The sequence below is a fragment of the Catellatospora sp. NPDC049133 genome, from assembly GCF_040648455.1.
Classification (GTDB): Bacteria; Actinomycetota; Actinomycetes; order Mycobacteriales; family Micromonosporaceae; genus Catellatospora; species Catellatospora aurea.
In genome coordinates this window covers 1-26,652 of the sequence record NZ_JBEZDT010000044.1, presented here as the reverse complement: position 1 = coordinate 26,652, position 26,652 = coordinate 1, and the positions used below count along the sequence as shown (strand labels likewise).

Below are 26,652 nucleotides of genomic sequence, written 5' to 3'. Positions count from 1 at the left end.
GCTGCTGCCACGGGGGCACGCAGCGGGCGTCTCGGCAGATCAGGCGCAGGTCGTCCGGGGCAGGCCGGTCACCTCGATCGGTGAGCGGCCGGTCGGCTTCGCCTTGCCGGTGAGCACCGCGGCCAGCCCGTCCATGGACAGGTCGCTGGACGAGTACGTCGCCACCAGCACCTTCGAGGTCGACTTGGCGAGCAGCGTCGGCACGTCCATGTGGACGGTGACCGCCGCGCCCGCGGCCAGGTCGTCGGCGGTGTCGCCGTACCCGACGAGGTGCACGACGCTGCCGCCGGACTCGACCACGGTGGCCCCGGACTTCTTCAGCGCCTCGATCAGGCGGTTGCGGGCCTTGTCGCGGCCCGGGGAGGTGGTCACCCGCACCGGGCCGGTCACCAGCGGCTTGCCGCAGCTGCCGCGCAGCACCGTGACCGCGGCCGCGGCCAGCGGGGCCACGTCCTGCTGGTGGGTGCCCACGGTGGACAGGGCCGGCGCCGCGGCCTGGCCGAAGCCGAGTTTGAGGTGCAGGATCCGGCCGACGGCTTCGACGAGCCGGGCCCGCGGCAGGGTGCCCGCCTTCACCGCGTCGACGATGCCCTGGTGCGCCTGGCCGACGTGCGGCGGCATCAGAATCAGGTCGTTGCCGGCCAGCAGCGCCTTCACGGCGGCCTCGCCCGGCGGCACCTTCATCGCCGGAGCCATGTTCATGCCGTCGGTCACCACGACGCCCTGGAAGCCCAGCTCCTTGCGGAGCAGATCGGTCAGCACCTTCTTGGAGAACGTCGCCGCCACGCCCGGGTCGACCGCCTGCACGTCCAGGTGGCCCGACATGATGATCGGCGCCCCGGCCTTGATGCCCGCCTTGAAGGTGGCCAGGTCGTCGGTGTCCAGCAACTGCCGGGACTGCTTCACGACGGGCAGTTCGGTGTGGCTGTCCGCGCTGGTGTGGCCGTGCCCGGGGAAGTGCTTGAGCGTCGCGGCCACGCCGCCCGCCCGCATGCCCTTGACCGCGGCGACGACCTGATCACCGGCCGCCCGCGGGTCCGACCCGTACGACCGGGAGCCGATCACGGAGCTTCCCGCCGGGCCGAGCACGTCGGCGACCGGGGCGAAGTTCACGTTCACGCCCACCGCGGCCAGCTCCAGGCCCGCCGCGCGCCAGGCCACCTCGGTCAGGCCTGGGTCGGCGGCCGCCCCGAACGTCATCGCGCTGGGCAGCACCGTCATCCCGGTGGTGAGCCGGGTGACCACGCCGAACTCCTGGTCCATGCCGATCAGCAGCGGCACGTCGGCGGGCAGCCGGGCGGCGGCCGCCTGCAGGCCTCCGGTCAGCGCCCGCACCTGCTCCGGCGACTGCACGTTGTTGACCGGCTGGTTGGCGGCGGTCGGGTCGTTGCCGCCGAACCCGATCAGGATCATGCCGCCGAGCCGGTACTTCTCGACCATCTGCGCGGGGCTGTCCACACCCGCGAGGGCCTTGTTGCCCGCCGCGGTGCCCGCGGAGACGTCGGTGGCCGAGCGCCCGTAGGCGAACGGCATCAGCACCTGGCCGGCGAGGTCCGCGTCGGACATCTTCTTGATGATCCCCGCGACCTTGGCGGAGACGTCGGCCGGGTCCTGCATCGGCAGAGTTCCCCCGTTGTCGGGCGCCGTGCCGCACGCGCTTGCCACGACCGCCACGGCGCACAGGCCGGACACGACGGCACCGAGCCGGCGGAACCACTTCTGCGTTGACGAGGTCACGCGGGTATCCCACCAGCAGTACGGGGCGGGGTCAACCGTTACACGCGACCACATCCTCCTTACGGCCGAGCCCGCCACCCACGCCTGGACTAACCCGCCCTGGTCAGCAGCGTCACCGGCGCCCCCTCGGCGGCGTAGCGATAAGGCTCGAGTTCGGCGTCCCAGGGCGTGCCCATCGCCATGTCGAGGGCGTGCGCCAGCGCCTCCGGGCTGCGGCTGCCCGCGATGAGGGACCGCAGCCGGTCCTCGCCGAGCTGGATGTCGCCGGCCGCGCCCATCGCGGCCCGGAACAGGCCCCGGCCGGGCACGTGCATGAACCGCTCGCCGTCGACGCCGGCGCTCGGCTCCTCGGTGATCTCGAACCGCAGCATCGGCCACTGACGCAGCTCAGCCGCGATCTCCGCGGCGGTGCCGGGGCGGCCGGACCAGCCGCACTCGGCGCGGCGGGCGCTGGGTTCGAGCGGCTGCACGGTCCAGTGCAGGTTGACCGCGCCGCTTTTCAGGGCGCGCGAAATCGCCCACTCGACGTGAGGACACACGGCAAGCGGGCTCGAGTGGACGTGTACGACGCCACGCGTGGGCACGGTGACCTCCCGAGACGGACAGGCGCGTCTTCCCCTACGGCCTGGCGACTCCGGCGATCTCACCCATGATGACGGCTGGGGCGGATGTGGCGCCAGAGAATCGCCAAACTCGCCGGATGAATTGTCCGACCGGCCCGCGGGGACGTGTCCGTCACACCGGAAGGCGACGCCGGTCAGGGTCTGCCCAGGGGTCGTGTAGAGTTCTTAAGTCAACCAGACTTTCAAGGAGTACGTCGTGGCGAGCAACACCTCCAAGACCGCGCGCGCGTCTGTCCGGGCCGGTGAGGCCAAGGGTGGCGCGCTGAGCGTGCTCGGTGAGTTCAAGTACATCATTCCGCTGAACAACGGCAAGCACGCCTACGTGCGGAACCTCACCAACGGCAAGACCGTGCACCTGAGCACCTCTTCGGACGCCTTCGTCGAGGAGATCCGCGTGCTCGCGGGCGCCGGCCACGCCGCCAAGATCCGCGCTGAGCTGGTCGCTCTCAACAGCTCCCACCCGGGCCACGGCTGGGACGCCACCGAGAAGCGCCTGGCCGAGGCCGGCATCTTCGAGGGCTGAGCCCTCTCTGTCTCACCTTGAGGCCCCGTCCGCTCCGCGGCCGGGGCCTCAACCACGCCCACGTCCGGCCCGCCACGCCCGGCCCGCGCGGCGACTTTTAAGGACTTGCGGCCTCAGAGAGTCTCTGGGGCCGCAAGTCCTTAAAAGTTGTGCCAGGTGGTGGGGCCGCCGCCCGCGACGGCACGCCGGGTGGCGTGGTGGGTCGGGTCAGAGCAGTTCGACGACGCCGGTGTCGAGGTCGTAGACGGCGCCGACGATCTGGGCGCGGCCGGCGGCGGTCGCGGTGGCGAGCCGCTCGGCGAGGCTCAACTGCTCGACGGTGCGGCTGACGTGCCGGCGCAGCGCCTTCTGGTTCACCTGCGGGTCGTTGAGGCCGACCTCGGTGACCGCGGGCGCGATCTGGTCCACCAGGTAACCCATGAACCCGTCGGGCCGGCTCCCGGTGCGCAGCGCGTCGACGGTCGCGGCCACGGCGCCGCAGCGCTCGTGCCCGAGCACCATCACCAGCGAGGCGTGCAGTTCGGCGACGGCGAACTCGACCGAGCCCACCACCGAGCGGTCCAGCACGTGCGCGCCGGAGCGGACCACGCACATGTCGCCGAAGTTCTGGTCGAACACGGCTTCGAGCGGCACCCGCGAGTCGATGCAGCCGAGCACCACCGCGTACGGCTCCTGGGTTCCGGACAGTGCGGCCGCCTCGCCGACGTGGTGGCCGTATCGGGGACGTCCGGCCGCGAAGCGGCGGTTGCCGGTCATCAGGTCGGCCAGCGCCTCTGCCGGCCCTCGGCGTTCGCCCGGCATCGTCGTATCACGATCCGACGGCGCGGTCCTCGACTGCGTCATGCCTCAAGGGTCGCCGGTGCGGACCCGTCGCGGGAAGGTTACTCAGAAGTAGTGCGACCCTTCTCACGGCCGATCCTGCAATTGCCTTGAAACTGCGCGAAAACGGCGCCGGGTTCCCGCAGTTTCCCCGAAACTGCGGGCCGCCCGACCACGCACCCGGCCCCGCCCCGAGGCGGGAGTCCCGCGGGGTGAGGCCGTGATCCGACACCCCGGGGTGGCCACTTAGGGAGTTCAGCCGGGTGCGACGGGGTCCCCGGTCGGGTATCTTTCGAGCGTCCCGTGAGGTCACTGCGGGCGATGACGCTAGAAGGGGTGGCCGGTGGAGTTCGTCGGAGCATGGCTGGAGACGCTGCCGGCGGTCGCCATCTACCTCATCGTCGGCCTGGTCATCGGGACCGAGAGCATGGGCATCCCGCTGCCCGGCGAGATCGTGCTGGTCAGCGCCTCCCTGCTCGCGGCCACCACGGATCACATCTCCCCGTGGGGCGTGGCCGCCGGCGCCGCGATCGGCGCGATCGTCGGCGACTCCATCGGGTACGCGATCGGCAAGCGCGGCGGCCGCCCGCTGCTGGAGCGCCTGGGCCGCCGCTTCCCGAAGCACCTGGGTCCGGAGCAGATCGTGCGGGCCGAGGCGATGTTCGGGCGCTGGGGCACCTGGGCGGTGTTCTTCGGCCGCTTCATCGCGCTGCTGCGCATCCTGGCGGGCCCGATGGCGGGGGCGTTGAAGGTGCCGTACCGCAAGTTCCTGCTGGCCAACGCGGGTGGCGGGCTGGTCTGGGCGTTCGGGACCACGTTCGCGATCTACGCGCTGGGCGCGGTGGCGGAGGCGTGGCTCAAGCGCTTCTCGTGGGCGGCGCTGATCCTGGCCGTGCTCTTCGGGCTGGGCACCACCTGGTGGTTCAAGCACCGGGCCAAGAAGTCCCTGGTCGAAGCCGCCGCGGACGAGACGGTAGAGCTGCTGGGCGACCACGAGATCGACCACCCGACCGACACGGGGTCCGCCGCGAAGGAGCGGGTCGGCTGACTTCCAGCCTATCCGGTGGGGCCGCGCGTCACATCGGCCCGGTGATCGATCTTCCGGTCGGAGGCAGCCCGTACCCTATCGGGGCACCATCGCCGCCATACCCGGCCCAGGAGACGCATGTCTGACAACACCCTGCACGACGAGATCGCCATCGAGCAGCAGCACGTGGACCGTGTCTACGCGCGGCTGGCCCGACTGCGCGCCGACGCCGCGAAGGCCGAGGCCGACGGCTATCAACTCGCACGGGTCGGCACGTACGGGTCCCTGGTCGAGCGCGACGCGATGGTGTTCCACGCGGCGCGGCGGCGGCACGCGTTCGACGCCGAGCACGAGGGCCTGGTCTTCGGCCGCCTGGACATGCACCCCAGCCGCGTCGAGCCGGACGAGGCCGCGGCCGACCCCGAGGCGGCGGGCTGGGACGAACGCCCCCGCTACATCGGCCGGCTCGGCGTGCGTACCGAGGAAGCGGAGCCCCTGCTCATCGACTGGCGTGCGCCGGCCGCGGCGGCCTTCTACCGCGCGACCGCGGCGCAGCCGCTGGGCGTGATCCGCCGCCGGATGATCTCGTCGTTCGGCGAGAAGGTGACCGGCCTGGAGGACGACCTGCTCGACCCGTCGGCCGCGCCCGAGGGCATGCGGGTGGTCGGCGACGGCGCGCTGCTGGCGGCGCTGAGCCGGGCCAAGGGCACCGGCATGCGCGACATCGTGGCGACCATCCAGCACGAGCAGGACCTGGCGATCCGCTCCCCCGCGTCCGGGGTGACCGTCGTCGAGGGCGGCCCCGGCACCGGCAAGACCGCGGTGGCCCTGCACCGCGCCGCGTACCTGCTGTACTCCGACCGGGCCCGGTTCGCCGGCGGCGGCGTGCTGATCGTCGGCCCGTCCCCGGTGTTCGTCGAGTACATCGAGACCGTGCTGCCCTCACTGGGCGAGGACACCGCGACGCTGAAGTCGCTCGGGCAGCTCGTGCCCGGGTTCAGCGCCACCCGCGAGGAGACCGCCGCGGTCCGCGCGATCAAGGGTTCGACGCGGATGCGGCGGGTGCTGCGCCGTGCCGCCGAGGACGCCCCGCCCGGCTGCCCCGACGGCCTGCGGCTGCGCTATCGCGGCGAGTGGCTGGAGCTGAGCTGGCGGCAGGGCGAGGACATCCGGCGGCGGATCGGGCGCGGCAACCGGCGCAACGAGATCCGCGCGAAGGCGTTCGGCGCGGTGCTGGACCTGCTCTGGGAGCAGATGAAGGCCAAGCAGCCGCAGCTGGAGCAGGCCCGCTTCGACGAGGAGCTGACCGAGCACGAGGGCTTCCGCGACTTCCTCAAGGCGTGGTGGCCGCTGGTGCGCCCGGAGCAGGTGCTGGGCTGGCTGGCCGACCCGCAGCGGTTGCGCCGCTACGCCGAGAGCACGCTGTCGAACGAGGAGCAGCGGACCCTGGTGCGGGCGCTGGCCCCGCTGCGTGAGCAGGGCCCCAGCATCGACGACGTGCCGCTGCTCGACGAGCTGCGGGAGCTGATCGGCGAGAAGCCCAAGCCGCGGGTACGCCGGCGCGAGGCGTACACGGTGGGCGGGGTCCGCGAGGTGGCGACGGCGTACGAGCGCTCGCGCGCCGCGCAGGCCGCCGCGCCCCGGGAGAACGACTACCGCGACTACGCGCACGTCGTGGTCGACGAGGCGCAGGACGTCACGCCGATGCAGTGGCGCATGATCGGCCGGCGCGGCCACGCGGCGAGCTGGACCGTGGTCGGCGACCCCGCGCAGTCGGCGTGGATCGGCAGCGCGGGTGAGGTGGCCCGGGCCCGGGACGAGGCGCTGGGCGGCCGCAAGCGCCACCCGCACCAGCTCACCACCAACTACCGCAACTCGACGGAGATCTTCGAGGTCGCCGCCGAGGTCATCCGCAGGGTGTCCCCGGACCTGCCGCTGCCCAAGGCCGTACGCACCACCGGCATCGACCCCGTGCACCGGATCGTCGACCGTTCCGTCCTGGACGACGCGGTCCGCGACGCGGTCGCGGCGCTGCTCACCGAGGTCGAGGGCACCGTCGGCGTGATCGCCCCCGACGCCCGCATCCGGGACCGCATCACCGCCCGCCTGTCCGAGTGGGACACCGAACGCCTGCGCGTGGTCACCGCCCTGGCCGCCAAGGGCATGGAGTACGACGCCGTCGTCCTGGTCGAACCCGGCCTCGTCGACGCCGGCACCGACGCCGGCCGCCGCACCCTCTACGTGGCCCTCTCCCGTGCCACCCAACGCCTCACCACCCTCGCCACCCGCCCCTGGCGCTGAAAGGAAGGGCACCTTCACAACGCTCCGCGTTGTGGAAGGTGCCCTTCCTTTGTCTGTCAGCGCCAGGTGTCGGCGTAGGTGGCGGTGCAGGGGGTGGCGGGGGTGGTGCGGGAGCGGTTGGGGTCGCTTTCCCAGGTGACGGTGCCGGAGGCGTCCTTCTTGATGTACTTGTAGGCGAAGGTCGTGCTGGTCGGCAGGGTGATGGTGGCGGCCCAGACCGGGTACGTGCCGCTGGACAGGGCCACCGCGTTGGCGGTGTTCCAGTTGCCGAGGGCGGGGATCGAGCCGACGACGTACACGTTCTGGCCCCAGACCGTGGTCGCGTTCACGGAGAAGGCGGCCGCGATGGAGGCGCAGGCCGAGCTGCTGGGTGACAGGCTCGGCGAGGCCGAGGGGGGCGCCGTCGGGGAGGCGCTCGGTGACGGGGTCGTGCCGCCGGGCACGTTCCAGGTCTCGGACCAGATGACAGCGCAGGCCCCGGTCGGCACGGTGCGGGCCCGGTTGGCGATGCTCTCCCAGGTGACGTTGCCCGAGGCGTCCTTCTTGATGTACTTGTACTCGAAGGCCGTGCCCGCGGGCAGGTTCACGGAGGCCCGCCAGACCGGGTACGCCGTGCCGGACATCGGGACCGCGTTGGCGGTGTTCCAGGAGCCGAGCTGGGCGATGCTGCCGGCGATGAAGACGTTCTGGCCGGTGGTCGTGGTGGTGTTGGACTCGAAGGTGACCGCCACGGTCGGGCAGGCGGTGCCGCTGGGTGTCGGCGAGGGCGTGCCCGACGGCGACGTGCCGACCAGCGCGCCGGTGTAGATCGCCAGCGCGCTGTTGGCGGCGATCGTGACCGTGGCCTGGCCGGAGCCGTTCACGGTGACGGTGCCGCCGGTGCAGGTCCCGGCGGTGAAGTCGCCGGTGGCGACGTTGCAATAGACGCCTGCGGGCAGCCCGGTGCTGAAGGTGGTGGTCCAGGCCGCGCCGTCGCGGTTGAACGCGGCGAACCCGACGCTGCCCCGGCCGAACGCGATCCGCGACGACGACGGCGAGGTCCAGTTGGCGACCCCGGTGCCGTTGACGGCGTTGTGGAAACCGACGAGGTTGGCGACCACGGTCTTGCGGTGCTCGCACTCCCAACCCGAACCGCAGGTCACCTGGTTGGTGACGCCGTTGCCGGCGGCGGGCGGCCCGGCCTCGTTGTTGCTGAAGGTGAAGCTGCTCATCAGCTGGGGCGTGCCGTACGGATACGCCAGGCTGAACGCCGCCGCGAGCGCGTGGGTCTGCCCGTTCTTGTACGTCAACCGGGCGCGCCCGTTGCGCTGCGTGTCGTGGTTGTCGATGAAGTTGACCGCGTCGCCACTGGCCAGCGCCATCTGCGAAGCGAGGTTGTTCAGATTCGACAGGTTCGCGTCGCGGAACGCGTTGCCGACGACGTCGCCGTAGCGGAACTCGGTGACGTCACCGATCCCGGCGTACTCCCCCGGCGGGAACGCGCTGTCCTCGATCACCTCGTGGAAGACGTACGGGGAGCCGGTGACGCCGCCGAGGATCGCCTGCAGGTCGGCGACCGGCATGTGCTTGGCCGCGTCGACCCGGAACCCGTCCACGCCCAGCGACACCAGGTCGTTGAGGTACGCGGTGAGCTTGCCGCGCACGTAGGAGGTCTCGGTGGCCAGGTCGGACAGGTCGACCAGCTCGCAGTTCTGCACCTCCCACCGGTCGCCCCAGGCCACGATGTCGTCGTTGCCGTTGCGCCCGCAGTGGTGGAAGTCCTGGTTCTGGTAGATGCCCGGGTAGTTGTAGTGCGAGTAGGTGGAGCCGTTCGAGCCGGCGCCCGTGGACGCGCCGCCGGCCATGTGGTTGACCACCGCGTCGACGTAGATCTTCACGCCTGCGTTGTGGCAGGTGGTGACCATGTTCGCGAAGGCGGCGCGGTCGCCGCGGCGGCTGACGAGCTGGTAGCTGACCGGCTGGTAATCCTGCCACCACGGGTAGGACTGGCCGCTGAGCACGACGTGCTCCTGCGGCGGGGACACCTGGACCGCGCCGAAGCCCTTCGGGCCGAGCACGGTGGTGCACTCGTTGGCGATCGAGGCCCAGGGCCACTGGAACAGGTGCACGATGACGTCGCGGTTGCCCGGGTTGGCGTCCGCTTTCGTCGGGACGAGGTCGGGGGTGGGTCGCAGGAGCGCGACCGCGGTGAGCGCGGCTGCCAGCAGCACTGAGGCGAGGGCTGCGGCGAGGGGGCGGTTGCGGGTGGACACGAGTCTCCTCCTGGGTCGGGGAGGGTCGGGGATGGAAACTCTTGCGCAAGTTTCAAGGATGTTAGCCCCGCGTTGACGTGACGTGAAGAGCGTCGATGCGCCGGATTTACCGTACAAATCAGAGCTGAGGACGGTTCCGTTTGCGCTGTCGATCATCGACGGCACCTATCGGAGCACGCCGCGGCCATCGATCACGGACCCAGAGCTGCAAAATCTTTCAAAGATTCTTCCAGTCGTACACCGTCGGAGTCCCGACAGGACCCACGCAGAGCACGTGAGCGGGCACACAGTGTCATCTACCGGACCGCATATTCGTTTTCATGATTGCGTCACTCCTTCTTACGGTGTGTGCACACCTCACACCGAGACGGAGAAAACCTTGTCTGCCAAGGAAAAGTCCGGGCACGCGATCGTGCTCGGCGCCAGCATCGGCGGCCTGCTCGCCGCCCGCGTGCTGAGCGAGTCGTACGCGAAGGTCACCATCTTCGACCGCGACGCGCTGCCCACCGACGGCGTCACCGGGCGTAAGGGGGTGCCGCAGGGCGACCACACGCACGGCCTGCTCGCCCGCGGCCGCCAGGTCCTGGAGGAGCTGTTCCCCGGCTTCGCCGCCGACATGACCGCCGACGGCGCGGTCCCCGTCGACGTCCAGGGCGACGTCATCTGGATCAACGACGGCCGGCGCCTGGCCGCCGCGCACACCGGCCTGGCCGGGCTCGGCGTCACCCGCGTCGGCCTGGAGGCGTACGTGCGCCGCCGGGTCACCGCGCTGCCCGGCGTGCAGCTGCTCGCCCGCCACGAGGCCGTCGGCCTGATCGCGAGCGAGGACCGCACCCGCGTCGTCGGCGCGCGCATCCTGCCCGTCGGCGGCGACACCGAACTGCGGCTGGAGGCCGACCTGGTGGTCGACGCCACCGGCCGCGGCAACCGGGGCCCGACCTGGCTGGCGGAGCTGGGCTACGACAAGCCCGCCGAGGAGCACGTGGACGCCAAGACGGTCTACATCTCGCGCGCCTACCGGCGTACGCCGGGACAGCTCGGCTTCACCGCCGCCGTGATCAGCCCGTCGCCCGAGTTGCCGATCGGCGGCGTGGTGGTGCCGGTCGAGGGCGACCGCTGGATGCTGACGCTGATCGGCGTCGGCGAGGGCGGCGCGCTCCCGTCCGACCCGGACGCGTACGCCGAGTTCGCCCGCCGGTTCGCCAGTGACGAGCTGCACCAGCTGCTCAGCACGTGCGAGCCGGTCGGCCCGGCGGTGCGGCTGCGGCTGCCGGTCAGCGTGCGCCGCCGCTACGAGCACCTGACCCGGCTGCCCGAGGGCCTGGTCTCCTTCGCCGACGCGGTGTGCAGCTTCAACCCGGCGTACGGCCAGGGCATGACGGTCGCCGCCGCCGAGGCGATGGTGCTGCGCGACTGCCTGCGCAGGGGCGGTGCAGGCCTGCCGAAGCGCTTCTACGCGGCCGCGTCGAAGGTCATCGACGTGCCGTGGGACATCGCGGTCGGCGCGGACCTGGGCTACCCCGAGGTCGAGGGCGTCCGCACCCGCAAGGGCCGGTTCCTCAACGCGTACGTCGCCCGCCTGCACCGGGCGGCCGCCCGGCACCCCGAGGTCGGCCTGGCGTTCCTGGCCGTGGCGAACCTGATGTCCCCGCCGCAGCGGCTGTTCTCCCCCGGCGTGCTGGCCCGCGTGCTGTGGTCCGGCCGGGCGGGCAAGCCCCGCACCGCGCCGGGCGTGCCGGTCGCCCAGGTCACGCTGGCGGAAACAGCCGGCTGACCTTCGTCGGCCCGCCGGCGGCGGTCGATCCGGGGTGCGACCGAATCGACCGAGCCGCCGGCGGGTGACGGCCGTCCGCGACACTCGTTCCGGGAGGCGCCCGCCTCACACCACGAGTGCCCGCGCGGCGCACGCGGGTTCCCCGAAAGGCCGTGTGCCAAACCTCCGCAGCGAGAGATTGGCGGCCGAGGTCGCCCGATCGGGTTCACAGCGTGGTGATGAGCCCGCCGTCGATGACGAAGTCCGCGCCGGTGACGTTGCCCGCCCGCGCGCCCGCCAGCAGCACCACCAGGTCGGCGACCTCCTCGGCCTCGGTGAACCGGCCGGTCACCGCCTGCGCGGCGACCTGCTTGGCCACCTCCTCCGCCGACACTCCGCTCGCCGCACCGAACGACTTGGCGACACCTTCCTCACCCACCCACAGCGGCGTGCGGACCGGACCCGGGCTGACCGTGTTGACCCGGATGCCCTTCGGGCCGACCTCCTTGGACAGTGCCTTGGAGAAGTTCGTCAGCGCCGCCTTCGACGCGGTGTAGTCGATGATCGCGGGATCGGGCAGGAAGGCGTTGATCGAGCTCACCGTCACGATGGTGCCCGCGCCCCGGGCCAGCAGGTGCGGCAGCGCCGCCCGGGTGGTCCGGATCGCGGACAGCAGGTTGACGGTCAGCGACCACATCCAGTCCTCGTCGGTGACCGAGACGAACCCGCCCAGCCGGGGCTTCACCCCGCCCACGTTGTTCACCAGGACGTCCAGCCCGCCGTACGCGGCGACCGCCTCGTCGATCAGGCGCTGCGGCCCGGCCGGGTCGGTCAGGTCGACGGCGACGGCACGCACCGGACCGTCGATCCCGGCCAGCTCCCCGGAGGTGTCCCGGGCCGCGGCGACCACGCTCGCGCCCTCCGCGACCAGCGACTTCACCACGGCCAGGCCGATGCCCTTGCTGGCCCCGGTGACCACCGCGACCTTGCCGCCCAGGTCAAGATCCATGACGCCTCCCCCGACGCGCTCCGGTTCAGGCTACGCGCGCGCAGGGCCGGCCATCCCGGGAACGGGCAGCTCAGTCGCCCTTGGTGCCGTCGACGAGCTCACGCACCACGTCCAGGTGGCCGTTGTGCCGGGCGATCTCCTCGACCAGGTGGAACAGGATCCAGCGCAGCGTCGCGGGACGTCCGGCCCGGCGCAGGTCGCGCTTGGCCAGGGTGTCCAGGTCGAGCGAGTCGACCAGCTCGCGGTAGCGGTCGCTCTGCGCCTCGTACTCGGCGAGCAGCTGCTCGATCGGCACGTCGAGGGCGTAGCTGAACTCCCGGTCCGGGTCCTCCGCCGTCCACGGCCCGGCGTCCTCCTCGCCCAGCAGCACCACCTGAAACCACGAGTACTCCACCCAGCGCACGTGGCTGACCAGGCCCTTGACCGTCATCAGCGGCGAATCCGGCAGCGGCGCCTTGCGCGCGTCCTCGTCGGTGATGCCCTCGCACTTGGCGCGCACGGTCGCGCGGGCGTAGTCGAGGAAGGTGGTCAGGGTGGCTCGTTCGTCCCAGGTGGCGGGCACGTCGGTTCGCGTCATGCCTGCGATCATGCGGGTCGGCCGGTGCCCTGTCGAACCGATAAGGCTCAGGCCAGGACGGCCCGCAGCACCGCGCCCGTGTCGGCCAGCGACGGCAGCACCGTGTCCGCGCCCGCCTCGGCCAGCTCGTCGGCGGTGCACGAGCCGGTCGCCACGCCGATGGCGAGCGCGCCGTTGGCCCGCGCCGCCTCGATGTCGTGCGGTGTGTCGCCGATGACCACGACCTGCCGCGCGGGCAGCACCACGGTGTACTTGGCCTGCGCGCGCTCGTGGGCCAGCCGCACCAGCACCGAGCGCACCCCGTCGTCGCAGCCGTAGCCGCCGACCTCCAGGTCGATCGGGCCGAGCAGGCCGAACGCGGACAGCTTCTCGTACGCGGCCTCGCGGATGTTGCCGGTGACGACGGACTGCACCACGCCCGTCTCACCGGCCAGGGCGGCCAGCGCCTGCGCTGCGCCGGCCAGTGCCGCACCGCGGGCCAGCAACCGCGGTCGGTGCGCCCGGGTGTGCGCGGCCAGGTGCGTGAAGAACTCGGCCACGATCTCCGGATGCGCCTCGCGGCCGTGCCACTCCAACGCCGTCGTGAAGATCCAGTGGTCGGTACGGCCGCCGAACTCCGGCAGCCGCGGCGGCTCGCTGCCCACCACTGCCTGGTACGCGGCGACGAACACGTCCCGCCCGACCTTGCCGCCGTCGATGAGCGTGCGGTCGATGTCCCAGAGCACCAGGCGTCGCATCCCCCGACCCGACCACAGCCTCGGCGCGGCTGTCAAGCGGGCCGGGCGCTCCCACCAGGGACGACGCCCGGCCCGATCACGCCGTTCAGTGGCAGGTCCAGCGCAGTCTCCGATACACCAGCTCGCGGTTCTCGCCCTCGCTCACCTGGAGCCCGAACAGGGCGCGGGCATCCGGGCCGACCACGCTCACCATCAGCGGGGCGGTCCCCGTGACGTCGGACGGACGTGGCGTGTGACCTGGCAGGCCCGTCAGCCGAATCGCCACGTCACCGCGGACCAGGGTCGTCGTGTCGTCCGCCGCTCGAAGCACCGCCCAACCCTGAGGATTGACAACGCCCTCCCCCCGATCGGGCACGGCCAGCCACTCGACCTCGCCGCTGCCGAGCCGCCAGCGGGCCGGATAGGGGCGGATGTCCTCGCCCTCCCCGGTGATCAGCACGCCCGAGGCCCAGCCGTCGGCGATCTGGAAGACCCGCGACGACTTCACCTTGACGCCGTCGATGGCGTCAGGCAGCGCGAGCCGCTGCGGCGAGCCGCCGGGCGGCCAGACGTACGCCCAGCCGGGGCCGAACCGTCGGAACGGCGTCTGCTCGAACCGGCCCTCGAACAACTGTGTGACGACGGTGCCGTCGTCGGAGATCGCCGCTGGGTCACCCGCGGTCATGCCGTCGGGCACGGGCAACGGGACCGGTTTCGCGGTGGCGTCCCGCCAGGTCATCAGCAGGTTGCCCTGGATCTGGCCGACGATGACGCCCGCGGAGTTGATGCCGAGGCCGACCGCACCCGGGCCGAGCGGCCGTGTCGTGGTGCCGTCACGGCGCACCACCCAGGACTTCAGCTCCGCCTGCCCGGCGCGCAGCAGCACGGTCCCCGTCGAGCTGACCGCATTGATCCGGACGGCCCCCTTCGGCCATTCGCTGACCACCCTGGGGCTGCCGTCCTCCCAGACGACCAGGAAATCGCGGCCCTTGCCGTCGGTGGCACGCGTCGCCTGAAAGCGGCCGCTGGGATCACCGCCGAACTCGTGGTACGTGTCCGCGCGCAGGCCTTCCGGCATCGGTAGTTCGGAGGCGGCGCAAGCGGTCAGGGCGACCGCCGGCGGCGACGGGGTCGGCGAGGGTGGCGCGGCCGGGCCGGGCTCCGGGCGGGTGGGCAGGACCAGGGCACCCGTGATCGACAACGCGACCGCGGCGGCGATCCCGCCCACGCCCGCGAGGCGGCGGGTGTTGCGCCGCCGACGACCCAGCACCAGTGCCCGCTCGGTGACGTCGTAGATCCGCGCGCGATCCCCGATGTCCGCGAGCAGCTCGTTCAGGTCGCTCATGCCTTCTCCTCGCTTCGCTCGTCGGCGGCACGGGTGCCAGGCGATGTGATTCGCTCGCTGCGCTCGCTCATGCCCAGGCCTCCTTCGGCTCCCTGACCAGCACGTGCAGTTCCGGGGCCTGCTCGCGCAGCTTCTTGAGGGCGTACGACGTCTGGCTCTTGATCGTGCCCACGGAGACGCCGAGCGCCGCCGCGGCGTCGGCCTCGGACAGGTCCTCGACGAAGCGCAGCACGATCACCGCCCGCTGCTTGCGGGTGAGCTTGGCCAGCGCCTGCTCCAGCAGGACGCGGCGCACCGTCTCGGCGGCCATGTCCCGGCCGCTGCCGCCCTCCGGCGGCTCCGCCGTGGGCCACTCCGCGCGCAGGTGGCGGCTGCGCCGCCAGGCCGACACGTGCTCGTGGTAGAGCACCTTGCGCAGGTACGCGTCCGGCGCGCCGCCCGCCGACACCTTCGACCACCGCGACGCGATCTTGACCAGTGCGTTCTGCAGCAGGTCCTCGGCCGAATGATGGTCGCCGGTCAGCAGATACGCGATGCGCGACAACCTGCCGAGCCGCGCGTGCACGAACTCGCGGAACCCGTCGTCGTCCGTCACACGTCACCTCCCCGTTCGTCTTCCCGACCTTCCGCCCCACCTACACGGCGGCACACGGTGCACAGGTTGGAAAACCGGCAGGGGAAGTTAACAAGGGCACCTTCTACAACGCGGAGCGTTGTGAAGGTGCCCTTCCTTGCCTTCAGTCGGTGAGCATGCGGCGGAGTTCGCGTTTGAGGATCTTGTGGCTGGGGCCCATGGGGAGGTCGGGGAGGAAGCGGACCTGGCGGGGGTACTTGTGCTTGCCGAGCTGGTCGCGGGACCAGGTGATGAGGTCGTCCTCGGTGACCGGGTCGGTGTCGGGGCGCAGGACGACGACGGCGCAGATCTCCTCGCCGTGGGTGTCGTCGGGCACGCCGATGACGGAGACGAGTTCGACGGCGGGGTGGCGGGCCAGGGCCTCTTCGACCTCGCGGGGGTACACGTTGAAGCCGCCGCGGATGACGATGTCCTTCTTGCGGTCCACGATGGAGACGAAGCCTTCGGCGTCCTTGGTGCCCAGGTCGCCGGTGCGGAACCAGCCGTCGACCAGCGCCTGCTCGGTGGCAACCGGGTTGCCGAGGTAGCCGGCGAACACGTTGTGGCCGCGGATCACGATCTCGCCGAGTTCGTTCGGGCCGAGCAGCTCGACGCGCTCGTCGAGTTCGGCGCGGGCGATCTCGACCTCGACGCCCCAGAGGGCGTGGCCGACGGTGCCGGCGCGTACGCCGAAGTGCGGCTGGTTGGTGGTGGCGCTGGGCGAGGTCTCGGACAGGCCGTAGCCCTCGAAGACCGTGGTCCGGAACGCGGCGTTGAACCGCTCCAGCACCGCGACCGGCAGGGACGCCCCGCCGGAGATGCAGATCCGCAGCGCGGGCAGCTCCGAGCGGCCCGCCGCGGCCTCCAGCAGCCCGATGTACATGGTGGGCACACCGTGGAAGACGTCCACCTTCTCCCGCAGCATCAGGTCGATCGCCGCCTCGCCGGTGAACCTGGCCAGCAGCACGAGGGTCGCGCCGATGCGGAACGCGCCGTTCATGCCGACGGTCTGCCCGAACGTGTGGAACAGCGGCAGGCAGCCGAGCACGATGTCGGACTGCTTGGCGTCGTTGGCGTCGAACGTGTTGACGGTCGCGTTCATCACCAGGTTGAGGTGGGTCAGCACCGCGCCCTTGGGTTTGCCGGTGGTCCCGCTGGTGTAGAAGATGACGGCCGGGTCGTCCGGGTAGCGGGTCTCGTACGAGCGCAGTGCCGGGACCCGGGAGCTGACCTGCTCCAGCCGCTCGGGGCCGCCCTCGTCGGGGCGCGGGCCGACGCTGACGACCGGGACGCCCGCCTCAGCCGCGGCGGGCGCGCCGAGCGCGAGCATGCCGCTGTGGCAGACGACGAGCTTCGCCCCGCTGTCGCGCAGCACGTACGCCGCCTCGGCCGGGGTGAGCAGCAGGTGCACCGGGACGACGACACCGCCCGCGGCGAGGATGCCGTAGTAGGCGCGCGGAAAGTCGGTCACGTTCGGGCAGACCAGCGCGACGGCGTCACCGGGCTGGACGCCGAGTTCGCGCAGCCCCGCGGCGTACGCCAGGGCCTGCCGCCACAGGTCGGCGTAGGTCTCCCGGCCGAACGCGTCGACCACGGCGGTCTTTGCGGGGTGGCGGCGCGCGGCCTCGGCCAGGACGGCGGCCAGGGAAAGCGTGCTCACTGCTCCTCCTCGAAGTAGATGCGGCTGACGGTCTCGGCCACGCAGCAGGGCTTGTCCTCGCCGTCGGCACGGACGGTGAGCTGCGCGACCAGTTGCACGCCGCCGTCGACGGGCTCGACCTCGGCGATGCGGGCGGTGAGGCGCACCTGCGCCCCGACCGGGATCGGGGCCGGGAAGCGGACCCGGTTCACCCCGTAGTTGACGCCGAGGCGCACGTTGTCGAACCGGTACACGTCGCGGACCAGCAGCGGCAGCATCGACAGGGTCAGCCAGCCGGGCGTGGCCGCCCCGATGCCGACGCAGTCCATACCACCGGTGGCCGCGGTGTACGCGTCCACCCGCGACCGGTCGACGCGCTGCCACGGCCCGGGACCGATGCACTGGCCGACCGCAGCGGCCAGTTCCTGGGCGGACGCGAACACCCTCATGCCAGATGCCCGCCGATCTTCGTGTACCCGCGCAGCAGGTCCCGCGAGATGATCAGGCGCTGCATCTCGTCGGTGCCCTCGTAGATGCGCAGCAGCCGCACCTGCCGGTACCAGCGCTCGATGGGCAGCTCACGGGTGTAGCCCATGCCGCCGTGGATCTGCATGACCCGGTCCACCAGCCGATTGATCATTCCGGCGCCGTAGAGCTTCGCCATCGACGACGAGTGCCGCGGGTCCCCACCCTGGTCCACCGTCCACGCGGCGCGCAGCACCAGCCAGCGGGCGGCCTCCAGCTCGGTCTCCGCGTCGGCGATCATCCACTGGATGGCCTGGTTCTCGCCGATCGGCCTGCCGAAGGTGATCCGGGTGTTGGCGTAGTCGACGGCCATCTGCAGGGCGCGCTCGCCGATGCCGAGCGCGTGCGACGGGATGATGTAACGGCCCTTGCCGATCCACTTCATGCCCAGCTCGAAGCCCTGCCCGAGCTCCCCGAGGATGTTGCGGGACGGCACCCGTACGTCGTCGAACACCAGCGACGCCGGGCCGCCGGGACCCATCGTGGCGATGAACTCCGACGTCCACCCCATCGCCCGGTCCACCAGGAACGCGGTGGTGCCGCCGCCGCGTACCCCCTTGTCCTTGTCGGTGACCGCGACCACGATGGCGAAGTCGGCGTCGTTGCCGTTGGTGATGAAGGTCTTCTCGCCGTTGAGGATCCAGTCGTCACCGTCGCGACGGGCCGACAGCTTGATGTTCGCGGCGTCGGAGCCCGCGCCGGGCTCGGTGATGGCGAAGCAGGAGATCCGCTCGCCCTCGATGGTGGGTTTGAGGTACTCGTCCTGCTGGGCGGCGTTGGCGTGGAACAGGATGTTGTCGGCCTCGCCGCCGAACCGGAACGGCACCAGGGTGTGCCCGACCTCGGTCCAGATCAGCGACTGCATGATCGCGGGCAGGTCCATGCCGCCGTGCTCGGCCGGCGTCGCCAGCCCCCAGAACCCGAACTTCCTGGCCTTGAGCTGGAGTTCGCGCAGCTCGGCGCGTTCGATGCCCGGCTGCCCGGCGCGCTCGCGGCGCAGCAGCTCGTGTTCGAGGGGGACGACCTCCTTGCGGATGAACGCCCGGGCGGTGTCCCGGATCGCCCGCTGCTCGTCGTCGAGCGAGAAGTCCACTGTGCTTCCTTCCGGTTCAGGTGCTTCGCTTAGCGCGCGCCGCCGTTGACGTAGAGGGTCTGCCCGGTGACGAACGACGCGTCGTCGCTGGCCAGGAACGCGACCACGGACGCGATCTCCTCCGGCTGGGCCACCCGGCGCAGCGGCGTGTGCTCGCTGGCCCACTTCTGGTGCGCTTCGGCCGACGACCCGACCCGCTCCGCGGTGGCCGCGGTCATCGCGGTGGCCACATACCCCGGCGCGACCGCGTTGACGCAGATGTTGAACGGCCCCAGCTCGATCGACAGCGTCGCCGTCAGCCCCTGCACGCCCGCCTTCGCCGCCGCGTAGTTGACCTGCCCCCGGTTGCCCAGCGCCGACCGGCTGCTCAGATTCACGATCTTGCCGTACTTGCCCGCCACCATGTGCTTCTGCGCCGCCTGGCAGCAATAGAACATGCTGGTCAAGTTGGTGTTCAGCACCGCGTGCCAGTCCGCCGCACTCATCTTGTACAGCAGGTCGTCCCGCGTGATCCCCGCATTGTTGATCAGCACGTCCAGCCGCCCGAAGTCGGCCACCACCTGCTCGGTCATCGCGTGCACGGCCGCCTCGTCGGTCACGTCGCACCCGTATCCGGCGGCCGTCCCACCCTCCGCCGAGATCTCCTTCGCCAGCGCCGCGCTCTTCTCGACACTGAGGTCGACGACCGCCACGGTCGCCCCCTCCGCCGCCAGGCGCTTCGCGGTAGCCGCCCCGATTCCCTGCGCGCCACCGGTCACGATCGCGACCCGCCCCGCAAACCTGCTGCCCATCGCTACCTCCTTGAAAGGAAGGGCACCTTCACATCGCCATACGTGGAGGAAGGTGCCCTTGTTAACGCCTCAACCTGTTTGAGCTGGGGATTTCAGAACGCGTTCACGCCGGTGAGGGCGCGGCCGATCAACAACTGCTGGATCTGGCTGGTGCCCTCGTAGAGGGTGGTGACGCGGGCGTCGCGCAGGTACTTGCCGACCGGGTACTCGTCGACGTAGCCGTACCCGCCGAACACCTGCAGTGCCTTGTTCGCCGCGCGCACCGCCGCCTCGCTGGCGAACAGCTTCGCCATCGACGCCTCGGTCGCGTACGGCAACCCGCGGTCGACCAGGTCGGCGACCCGCCACACCAGCAGCCGGGCCGCCGCGGTGTCCACCGCGACATCCGAGATCAACTGCTGGACCAGCTGGTACGCCGCGATCGGCTTGCCGAACTGGGTGCGGGTCTTCGCATAGTCGACGGCCGCGTCGAGGCACCCCTGCGCGATGCCCACACAGCCCGCCGCGACCGACATCCGCCCCTTGTCCAGCGTGGACATGGCGAGGTGAAACCCGCGCCCCTGCTCGCCGAGCAGCGCGTCCGCCGGCACCCGCACCGCGTCGAACACCAGCTCCGCCGTCGGCTGCCCGCGCAGCCCGAGCTTGCCGTGGATCTCCCGCCGGGTCAGCCCCGGCGTGTCCGTCGGCACCAGGAACGCGCTGATGCCCCGCGGCCCGTCCCCGCCCGTACGGGCGAAGACCAGCGCGACATCGGCCCAGGTCCCGTTGGTGATGAAGATCTTCGAGCCGGTGAGGACCCAGTCCCCGCCGTCGCGCACCGCCCGCGTGGTCAGCGAGGCCGCGTCGGACCCGGTTCCCGGCTCGGTCAGCGCGAAGCACCCCAGCAGATCGCCACCGCACAGGCCGGGCAGCCAATACGAACGCTGCGAGTCCGTGCCGTGCCGAGCGATGCTCTTCGCGACCAGCCCCAGCGACACCGACACCAAGCCGCGCACCGACGAGTCGCCCCGGCCCAGCTCCTCCAGGACCAGGCAGTACGCCAGGTGGTCACCCCCGCTGCCGCCGTGCTCCTCGGCGACGGTCAGGCCGAGGAAGCCCAGCTCGCCGAGCTGCTTGACCACGGTGCGCTCGACGCTCTCGCGCCGGTCCCACTCCGCCGCGTGCGGCACGACCTCGCGATCGACGAACTCGGCGGCGAGGCGGCGGACCGCGGCGTGTTCCGGCGACAGTGTCATGTCCACCCGATTAAACTAGCGGTGAAAGTTTTATCTCGTCCAGACCCCGCTGTGGCAGAGTTTCGGTCAGCACCGAGCGAGGGAGAACCGACCATGCCCCGGCCCAGCCAGGCCCTGTTGAGCCGGCAGCGCATCGTGGAGACCGCGTCCGCGATGATCGACGCCGACGGGCTGGCCGCGTTCTCCACCCGGCGGCTCGCCGCCGAGCTGGGCGTACGCGGGCCGTCGCTGTACAACCACTTCCCCACCAAGGACGCGATCCTGGACGCGGTCGCCGACGCGGTGATCGCGGGCGTGGACGTGTCGTTCTTCACCACGAACGACTGGCGCGACGCGCTGCGGCTGTGGGGGCACTCCTACCGCGACGCGCTGACCGCGCACCCGAACATCGTCCCGTACCTGGCCCAGGGCCCGGGACGGCGGCCGGCCGCGCTGCACATGGCCGACGCCGTGTACGGGGGGCTGGTCAAGGCGGGCTGGCCGCCCGCCCGCGCCACGCACATCGGCGCGGTGATGCGCTACCTGGTCGCGGGCTCGTCACTCGGCTCGTTCGCGCGCGGCTTCGTCGAGGACCCCGAGCTGTACGCCGCCCACTACCCGCACCTGTCCCAGGCCCACCGCCTCGCCGAGCACCAGCACAGCGTGGACGAGGGCGCGTTCGCGCTCGGCCTCGACGCGCTGGTCGACGGGCTGGCCCGGGAGTACGAGGCCACGGTCGGCCCGCTGCCGCCTCTGGAGCCGCGGCCCGACTCGTACTACAGTCGAAACTTGCAGCGCTAGTTTTGCGGCCCGGCCCCGTGCCGACCGCTCGCTACGCGGCCACCGGAACGCGGCCGCCTCGCACCTGAGGTGGCGCACGATCCGTGCGGACCGACCGGCCCCGCCGGGCGGCCCACGACGACGCCGTCACCCGCCCCGCGCGGCCGGTGTCCGGTGCCGTGCCGCGGGCGACGCCGCCCTGATGGGAAGGGACAGCATGGACCTGGCAGCCGCGGCGACGCATCCGGGGCGTACCACCCCGATCGCGGACCGTACCCAGCTCTACATCGACGGCAGGTGGACCGCCCCACACGGCACCGGCATGATCGCCGTCGAGGACCCGACCACCGAGCAGGTGATCGCCCACGTGCCCGCCGGTGACGCCGTCGACGTGGACCGCGCCGTCGCCGCCGGGAAGGCCGCGTTCGGCCCCTGGTCGGCGCTGGCCCCGGCGGAACGCGCCGCGCACCTGGACCGGCTGCACACGGCGTTGTCGGCCCGCGCGGGCGACATCGCCACCACCGTGGCCCGCGAGCTGGGCACCCCCATGAAGATCGCGACGAAGGTCCAGGCCGGACTGCCGCTGACCGTGCTGCGCAGCTACGTCGACATGGCGGGGCAGCCGGAGAGCACGCACACCGTCGGCAACTCGCTGATCGTCGGCGAGCCCGTCGGCGTCGTCGGCGCGATCACGCCGTGGAACTACCCGCTGCACCAGATCATGGCGAAGGTGGCCGGGGCGCTCGCCGCGGGCTGCACGGTGGTGCTCAAGCCCGCCGACCTGACGCCGCTGGTGGCGTACCTGCTGTTCGACGCGGTCGACGAGGCCGGGCTGCCGCCGGGCGTGGCCAACCTGGTCACCGGCCCGGGCTCGGTGGTCGGCTCGGCCATCGCGGCACACCCCGACGTGGACCTGGTGTCGTTCACCGGCTCCACGGCCGTCGGCGCGCGCATCTCGCACCTGGCCGCCGACCGCATCGCGCGGGTCGCGCTGGAGCTGGGCGGCAAGTCCGCCAACGTGATCCTGGACGACGCCGACCTGCGCCGCGCGGTGAAGACCGGCGTCGCCAACGCTTTCCTCAACTCCGGACAGACCTGCACCGCCTGGACCCGCATGCTCGTGCACCGCTCCCGGTACGACGAGGCGCTGGCCATCGCCGCCGAGGCCGCCGCCGGGCAGACCCTCGGCGACCCGTTCGACGAGGGCACCCGGCTGGGCCCGCTGGCCTCGGCCGCGCAGCGCGAGACGGTACGCGGCTACATCGAGCAGGGCCTGGCCGCCGGTGCCCGCCTGATCGCGGGCGGCCTCGACGCGCCCGTGCCGGACCGGGGCCACTTCGTCGCGGCGACCGTGCTGGCCGACGTGGACCCCGACAGCGTCGTGGCCCAGGAGGAGATCTTCGGGCCGGTGCTGGTGGTGATCCCGTTCGACTCCGACGACGAGGCCGTCGCCATCGCCAACAACTCCCGGTACGGCCTGGCCGGCGCGGTCTGGTCCGGTGACGAGGAGCGGGCGCTGGCCGTCGCGCGGCGGATGCGCACCGGCGCGGTCGACGTCAACGGCGGCGCGTTCAACCCGCTGGCCCCGTTCGGCGGGTTCAAGCAGTCCGGCATCGGCCGCGAACTCGGCCGGCACGGGCTGGAGGAGTTCCTGGAGACGAAGGCGATCCAGCGATGAGCCCCGTGCGCGCGCTGCTGTGGCGCGGACCCGGCGCGGCGCTGGAGATCGAGCCGATCCTGCTGCCCCCGCCCGGCCCGAAGGAGGTGCGGGTGCACATCCGCGCCGCCGGGGTGTGCCACTCCGATCTGTCGATGGTCAACGGGACCCTCGCGCCGCCGTACCCCCTGGTGCTGGGTCATGAGGCGGCAGGCGTGGTGACCGCCGCCGGGCCGGAGGCGAGCGTCGCGGTCGGCGCCCACGTGGTCCTGAACTGGGCCCCGCCGTGCCGCAGGTGCTGGTTCTGCGGCAACGGGCAGCCCTGGCTGTGCGAGACCGCCGGTGCGCCGACCGCCGCCCGAGGGGCGACCGCCGACGGCGAGCCGCTGCACGTCACGCTGGGTCTCGGCGCGCTCGCCGAGGAGGTCGTCGTCGGCGACCACGCCGTCATCCCGGTGCCGGCCGAGCTGCCGTTCGCCACCGCGGCGCTGCTCGGCTGCGCGGTGCTGACCGGCGTCGGCGCGGTGCACCGGACCGCTTCCGTCCAGCCGGGCGAGTCGGCGGTCGTGATCGGACTCGGCGGGGTCGGCCTGTCGACCGTGATGGCCGCCCACGCCGCCGGAGCCGACCCGCTGATCGCCGTGGACGTCTCCGACGCCAAGCGCGAGCTGGCCGTGTCCGCCGGGGCGACCCATTTCCTGGTATCGGGTGACGACCTGAGCGCCCAGGTGCGAGGGCTCACCGAACGCCGCGGGGCCGACCACTCCTTCGAGTGCGTGGGCCGCTCGGCGACCATCCGGGCCGCATGGCGGGCCACCCGGCGCGGCGGCCAGGTGACCGTGGTCGGCATGGGCGCGAAGGACGACATGGTCAGCCTCGCCGCGCTCGACATCTTCCACTCCGCCCGCACCCTGCGCTCCTCGGTGTACGGCAACTCCGATCCCGACCGCGACGTGCCCGCCCTGGCCCACCAGGTACTGGACGGCAGCCTCGACCCGGCCGCCCTCATCACCGACCGGATCACCCTCGACGAGTCCCCCGAGGCCTTCGCCCGCATGTCCCGCGGCGAGGGCGCCCGCACGGTCATCCTCTTCCCCTGACCCGCCCCGCCCCGCGAGGCCGCACGCCCACCGCGTGCGGCCTCGCGACGTCCCAAGATCCGCCGACTTGCCTGGCACCTGCGCGAATGGACGGCCAAGATACGCACACCTGCCAGGCAAGTCGGACGATCTTGACCGGCCGGGCGGTCAGGTCAGGGCTTTGGCGAGTTCTATGCGGGAGCGGATGTTGAGGCGGGCGAAGATGTTGCGCATGTGGTGGTCGACGGTGCGGGGGGACAGGAAGAGCTGAGCGGCGACCTCGCGGTTGGTCGCGCCGTCGCAGACCAGGCGGGCGATCTGGAGCTGCTGGGCGGTCAGGACGTCGGCGGCGCGTACGGCGGGGGCGTCGACGGCCTCGCCGGCCGCGCGCAGTTCGGCGCGGGCCTGGTCGGCCCAGGCGGGGGCGTCGAGCTGGGTGAAGGTCTCCAGGGCGCGGTGCAGGTGCTCGCGGGCGTCGCGGGGACGGCGGGCGCGGCGCAGCTCCTGGCCGTACAGCAGCTCGGTGCGGGCCTGTTCGAAGTCGGCCTCCCCGGCCAGGTGCAGGGCGAGCGCCTGCTGGAAGTGCTCCTCGGCCTCGGCGCTGCCGCGCGGGGCGAGCAGCGCGTGGCAGCGCGCCGACAGCGCCCGGCGCACCGGGTCGCCGGTCGACGACGCCCACAGGTCGAACCCGGCCAGCGCGGCGACGGCCTGCTCCCGGTCGTCGGCCCGGACCGCCGCCTCGACCAGCCACGGGGTGGCCATGGCCTGCACCACGATGTGGCCGCGGCCGGTGACGGGGCAGGCGATCGCCGCGATGCGGGCGACCGTGTCGGCGGGGCGGCCGGCCATCAGGTCGAGCACGGCCAGCGCCCACTGGCTCAGCGCCTTGGGGCGGTTGACCTGCCCGGTGCCGGGCGCGACCTCGATGTCGCGGATGTGCCGCAGGGCCTGCTCCCGATCGCCGCGGATGGCGCACAGCACGGCCAGCATCGCCTGGTGGTCCCCGGCGTAGTTGCCCTGCCCGCAGGCCCGTGCGGCGCGCAGCCCCTGCAGGCTGGTGGCCGCGGCGGCGTCGTAGCGGCCAAGCCAGTACTCGGCGTACGCGGTCATCTCCAGGGCCAGCGGCAGCGCGGACACGTCGCCGCTGTCCCGGGCGACCTCGACCGCGCGGGCGGCCAGCCGGTGCGCGCCGACATCGTCGGCCAGCAGCAGCGCGGCGGCGCTGGCGCAGGTCAGCGGGGCCGCGCTGTCCAGGGTCTCGCCGAGTTCGACGACGCGCCGCAGCGGGCGGATCGCGCGGTGGTGCCGGCCGCCGAAGGTGTACGCGAACCCGGCGATGTGCTCGAAGACGACCTCCAGCTCCGGCGGGTCGTCGGGGCGGCGCAGCGCCGCGGCCCTGCTGGCCACCTCGGCGTAGCGCGGGTAGTCGCCGGAGAAGCAGACGGCCTCCCCGGCCCGCATCAGCGCCAGCACGGCCAGTTCGCGTTCGGACCCGGCGAGCCGGTCGGCGATGGTCAGCAGCGACTCGGCGGCGTTCGCGGTGGCCCCGGCACGCAGCTCGATCTCCCCGGACAGCACCTCGCTCTCGGCGGACACCACCCGGTCCCGGGCCGCCGGGCGGGCCCGGCGCAGCAGGCTGCGGGCCCGCCCGGCGCTGCCGGACTGCCAGGCGTACCGGGCGGCGGTGACGAGCCGGTGGGCCGCTCCCCCAGGCTCGGTGGTGAGCTGCGCGGCGTGCTCCAGGGCGGTGGAGGCGCGTGAGTAGCCGCCGCCGGTGGCCGCCTCCTCCAGCTCCTCGGCCAGCTCGGCATCGGGGCCGTGGGCGGCGGCGGCCAGGTGCACGGCGCGGCGCAGCCGTTCGGTGTCGGCGTCGAGGATCTGCGCCAGGTGCAGGTGCGCGGCGCGGCGCTGGGCCAGGGGCGCTTCCTCGTACGCCAGCGCGCGGGCGATGGGCTGCGGGAACACGATGCCGCCCCGGCTGACCCGGACCAGCCCGCCGCGTTCGGCGGGGGTGAGCGCGGCGATGTCCACCCCGGAGCTGTGCGCGGCCCGCATCAGGCCCGCGGCGTCGGTCTCCTCGTCGGCCGCGGCGAGCAGCAGCAGCCAGCGGGTGTCCGGCGCGAGCCGGTCCAGCCGGGCCCGGTACGTGCGCAGCAGCGCGCTGTCCACGGGCAGCCGGGTCGGCAGCGGGGCCTCCCCGGCGAGCTGGCTGTCGCTGAGCGAGGCGGCGAGATCGGTGAGCGCGCGCGGGTTGCCGCCGCCGAGCGCCGCCAGCGCGGCCAGCACCTCATCGCCGACGGTGGCACGGAGCGCGAGGCCGCCGAGGTCTGCGGTGTCGGGGCCGGCGGGCATCCACAACGGACGCTGCTCGCCGGCCCGGCCGGACTCGTGCAGCAGGTCGGCGAGCATCGCGCGGCTCGACGCCGGGTCGAGTGGACGGAGCGCGACTCGCGGCACGCCGTTGAGGGGCAGGTCGCCGGTGGCGGTCAGCAGCAGCGTGACGCGGTGCGCGCCCACCCGGCGGGCGGTGAAGGCGATGGCGTCCAGCGACGGCCGGTCCAGCGCGTCGGCGTCGTCGA

The 26,652-nt window shown here is 72.5% G+C and carries 22 protein-coding genes; 7 read left to right on the top strand and 15 right to left on the bottom strand.

Going from position 1 to position 26,652, the window contains the following annotated elements:
• Window positions 1-39: 39 nt before the first annotated feature.
• Window positions 40-1,737 (bottom strand): glycoside hydrolase family 3 protein, encoded by a 1,698-nt coding sequence (locus tag AB0B35_RS35870; protein WP_361054480.1) that lies wholly within the window; start codon window positions 1,735-1,737, stop codon window positions 40-42.
• Between the two features lie 89 nt (window positions 1,738-1,826).
• Window positions 1,827-2,321 carry a DUF3145 domain-containing protein gene (locus tag AB0B35_RS35865; protein ID WP_203687791.1) on the bottom strand — a complete coding sequence of 165 codons (495 nt, stop codon included), beginning with the start codon at window positions 2,319-2,321 and terminating at the stop codon, window positions 1,827-1,829.
• A 235-nt stretch (window positions 2,322-2,556) separates the two neighbouring features.
• Here AB0B35_RS35865 and AB0B35_RS35860 point away from each other — a divergent pair, with 235 nt between their 5' ends.
• Window positions 2,557-2,883, top strand: coding sequence for a hypothetical protein (locus AB0B35_RS35860; protein WP_361054476.1), 327 nt, complete (start codon window positions 2,557-2,559; stop codon window positions 2,881-2,883).
• A gap of 207 nt (window positions 2,884-3,090) precedes the next feature.
• Here the strand turns inward: AB0B35_RS35860 and AB0B35_RS35855 are convergent, their stop codons facing one another.
• Entirely contained in the window at window positions 3,091-3,726 is a 636-nt protein-coding gene (locus tag AB0B35_RS35855; protein ID WP_361054473.1) for a carbonic anhydrase, read from the bottom strand.
• Between the two features lie 319 nt (window positions 3,727-4,045).
• Between AB0B35_RS35855 and AB0B35_RS35850 the strand changes: the two genes are divergently transcribed.
• Window positions 4,046-4,750, top strand: a complete 705-nt coding sequence (locus AB0B35_RS35850) for a DedA family protein (RefSeq protein WP_361054470.1) — start codon at window positions 4,046-4,048, stop codon at window positions 4,748-4,750.
• A 117-nt stretch (window positions 4,751-4,867) separates the two neighbouring features.
• Complete coding sequence (locus tag AB0B35_RS35845; protein ID WP_361054467.1) at window positions 4,868-7,030, top strand: AAA family ATPase; 2,163 nt, start codon at window positions 4,868-4,870, stop codon at window positions 7,028-7,030.
• Between the two features lie 56 nt (window positions 7,031-7,086).
• Here AB0B35_RS35845 and AB0B35_RS35840 read toward each other — a convergent pair whose 3' ends face one another.
• Window positions 7,087-9,282 carry a carbohydrate-binding module family 20 domain-containing protein gene (locus AB0B35_RS35840; RefSeq protein WP_361054464.1) on the bottom strand — a complete coding sequence of 732 codons (2,196 nt, stop codon included), beginning with the start codon at window positions 9,280-9,282 and terminating at the stop codon, window positions 7,087-7,089.
• Between the two features lie 379 nt (window positions 9,283-9,661).
• Between AB0B35_RS35840 and AB0B35_RS35835 the strand changes: the two genes are divergently transcribed.
• Window positions 9,662-11,056, top strand: a complete 1,395-nt coding sequence (locus AB0B35_RS35835; protein WP_361054462.1) for a squalene monooxygenase — start codon at window positions 9,662-9,664, stop codon at window positions 11,054-11,056.
• 205 nt (window positions 11,057-11,261) lie between these two features.
• Here AB0B35_RS35835 and AB0B35_RS35830 read toward each other — a convergent pair whose 3' ends face one another.
• The 10 genes from AB0B35_RS35830 to AB0B35_RS35785 all read right to left on the bottom strand — a co-directional run bounded on the left by AB0B35_RS35830 (window position 11,262) and on the right by AB0B35_RS35785 (window position 20,584).
• Window positions 11,262-12,044 (bottom strand): oxidoreductase, encoded by a 783-nt coding sequence (locus AB0B35_RS35830; protein WP_361054459.1) that lies wholly within the window; start codon window positions 12,042-12,044, stop codon window positions 11,262-11,264.
• Window positions 12,045-12,114: 70 nt separating this feature from the next.
• The gene (locus tag AB0B35_RS35825; RefSeq protein WP_361054456.1) at window positions 12,115-12,621 is read right to left on the bottom strand and encodes a DinB family protein; all 507 of its coding nucleotides are present in this window, start codon (window positions 12,619-12,621) and stop codon (window positions 12,115-12,117) included.
• A 47-nt stretch (window positions 12,622-12,668) separates the two neighbouring features.
• Complete coding sequence (locus AB0B35_RS35820) at window positions 12,669-13,358, bottom strand: HAD hydrolase-like protein (protein WP_361054454.1); 690 nt, start codon at window positions 13,356-13,358, stop codon at window positions 12,669-12,671.
• 85 nt (window positions 13,359-13,443) lie between these two features.
• Entirely contained in the window at window positions 13,444-14,682 is a 1,239-nt protein-coding gene (locus AB0B35_RS35815; protein ID WP_361054452.1) for a hypothetical protein, read from the bottom strand.
• Between the two features lie 67 nt (window positions 14,683-14,749).
• The gene (locus AB0B35_RS35810; RefSeq protein WP_361054450.1) at window positions 14,750-15,277 is read right to left on the bottom strand and encodes a SigE family RNA polymerase sigma factor; all 528 of its coding nucleotides are present in this window, start codon (window positions 15,275-15,277) and stop codon (window positions 14,750-14,752) included.
• A gap of 142 nt (window positions 15,278-15,419) precedes the next feature.
• Window positions 15,420-16,955 carry a long-chain fatty acid--CoA ligase gene (locus AB0B35_RS35805; RefSeq protein WP_361054448.1) on the bottom strand — a complete coding sequence of 512 codons (1,536 nt, stop codon included), beginning with the start codon at window positions 16,953-16,955 and terminating at the stop codon, window positions 15,420-15,422.
• Window positions 16,952-17,383 carry a MaoC family dehydratase gene (locus AB0B35_RS35800; RefSeq protein WP_361054445.1) on the bottom strand — a complete coding sequence of 144 codons (432 nt, stop codon included), beginning with the start codon at window positions 17,381-17,383 and terminating at the stop codon, window positions 16,952-16,954. The genes AB0B35_RS35805 and AB0B35_RS35800 overlap by 4 nt, the downstream gene beginning before the upstream one ends.
• On the bottom strand, window positions 17,380-18,552 hold the full coding sequence (locus tag AB0B35_RS35795; protein WP_361054443.1) for an acyl-CoA dehydrogenase family protein: 1,173 nt from the start codon (window positions 18,550-18,552) through the stop codon (window positions 17,380-17,382). Before AB0B35_RS35795 ends, AB0B35_RS35800 begins: the two co-directional genes overlap by 4 nt.
• A gap of 29 nt (window positions 18,553-18,581) precedes the next feature.
• The gene (fabG, locus tag AB0B35_RS35790) at window positions 18,582-19,343 is read right to left on the bottom strand and encodes a 3-oxoacyl-ACP reductase FabG (protein WP_360540740.1); all 762 of its coding nucleotides are present in this window, start codon (window positions 19,341-19,343) and stop codon (window positions 18,582-18,584) included.
• Between the two features lie 92 nt (window positions 19,344-19,435).
• Window positions 19,436-20,584 (bottom strand): acyl-CoA dehydrogenase family protein, encoded by a 1,149-nt coding sequence (locus tag AB0B35_RS35785; protein WP_361054441.1) that lies wholly within the window; start codon window positions 20,582-20,584, stop codon window positions 19,436-19,438.
• A gap of 87 nt (window positions 20,585-20,671) precedes the next feature.
• On the opposite strand from AB0B35_RS35785, the gene AB0B35_RS35780 reads away from it, so the two are divergent.
• From AB0B35_RS35780 to AB0B35_RS35770, 3 genes are all read left to right on the top strand, one after another.
• Window positions 20,672-21,358, top strand: a complete 687-nt coding sequence (locus AB0B35_RS35780) for a TetR/AcrR family transcriptional regulator C-terminal domain-containing protein (RefSeq protein ID WP_361054438.1) — start codon at window positions 20,672-20,674, stop codon at window positions 21,356-21,358.
• Window positions 21,359-21,659: 301 nt separating this feature from the next.
• Window positions 21,660-23,015 (top strand): aldehyde dehydrogenase family protein, encoded by a 1,356-nt coding sequence (locus AB0B35_RS35775; RefSeq protein ID WP_361054610.1) that lies wholly within the window; start codon window positions 21,660-21,662, stop codon window positions 23,013-23,015.
• A complete protein-coding gene (locus AB0B35_RS35770) occupies window positions 23,012-24,094 on the top strand; it encodes a Zn-dependent alcohol dehydrogenase (protein WP_361054435.1) in 1,083 nt (360 codons plus the stop codon). Before AB0B35_RS35775 ends, AB0B35_RS35770 begins: the two co-directional genes overlap by 4 nt.
• A 147-nt stretch (window positions 24,095-24,241) precedes the next feature.
• Here the strand turns inward: AB0B35_RS35770 and AB0B35_RS35765 are convergent.
• Window positions 24,242-26,652, bottom strand: a 2,411-nt coding sequence (locus AB0B35_RS35765) for a LuxR C-terminal-related transcriptional regulator (protein WP_361054432.1), incomplete at its 5' end; no start/stop codon positions are given.

Coding starts and splice junctions, on each gene's coding strand:
- AB0B35_RS35855 (WP_361054473.1), bottom strand. CDS start 3,726: ATGACGCAGTCGAGGACCGCGCCGTCGGATCGTGATACGACGATGCCG.
- AB0B35_RS35825 (WP_361054456.1), bottom strand. CDS start 12,621: ATGACGCGAACCGACGTGCCCGCCACCTGGGACGAACGAGCCACCCTG.
- AB0B35_RS35770 (WP_361054435.1), top strand. CDS start 23,012: ATGAGCCCCGTGCGCGCGCTGCTGTGGCGCGGACCCGGCGCGGCGCTG.
- AB0B35_RS35780 (WP_361054438.1), top strand. CDS start 20,672: ATGCCCCGGCCCAGCCAGGCCCTGTTGAGCCGGCAGCGCATCGTGGAG.
- fabG (WP_360540740.1), bottom strand. CDS start 19,343: ATGGGCAGCAGGTTTGCGGGGCGGGTCGCGATCGTGACCGGTGGCGCG.
- AB0B35_RS35830 (WP_361054459.1), bottom strand. CDS start 12,044: ATGGATCTTGACCTGGGCGGCAAGGTCGCGGTGGTCACCGGGGCCAGC.
- AB0B35_RS35820 (WP_361054454.1), bottom strand. CDS start 13,358: ATGCGACGCCTGGTGCTCTGGGACATCGACCGCACGCTCATCGACGGC.
- AB0B35_RS35800 (WP_361054445.1), bottom strand. CDS start 17,383: ATGAGGGTGTTCGCGTCCGCCCAGGAACTGGCCGCTGCGGTCGGCCAG.
- AB0B35_RS35775 (WP_361054610.1), top strand. CDS start 21,660: ATGATCGCCGTCGAGGACCCGACCACCGAGCAGGTGATCGCCCACGTG.
- AB0B35_RS35815 (WP_361054452.1), bottom strand. CDS start 14,682: ATGAGCGACCTGAACGAGCTGCTCGCGGACATCGGGGATCGCGCGCGG.
- AB0B35_RS35845 (WP_361054467.1), top strand. CDS start 4,868: ATGTCTGACAACACCCTGCACGACGAGATCGCCATCGAGCAGCAGCAC.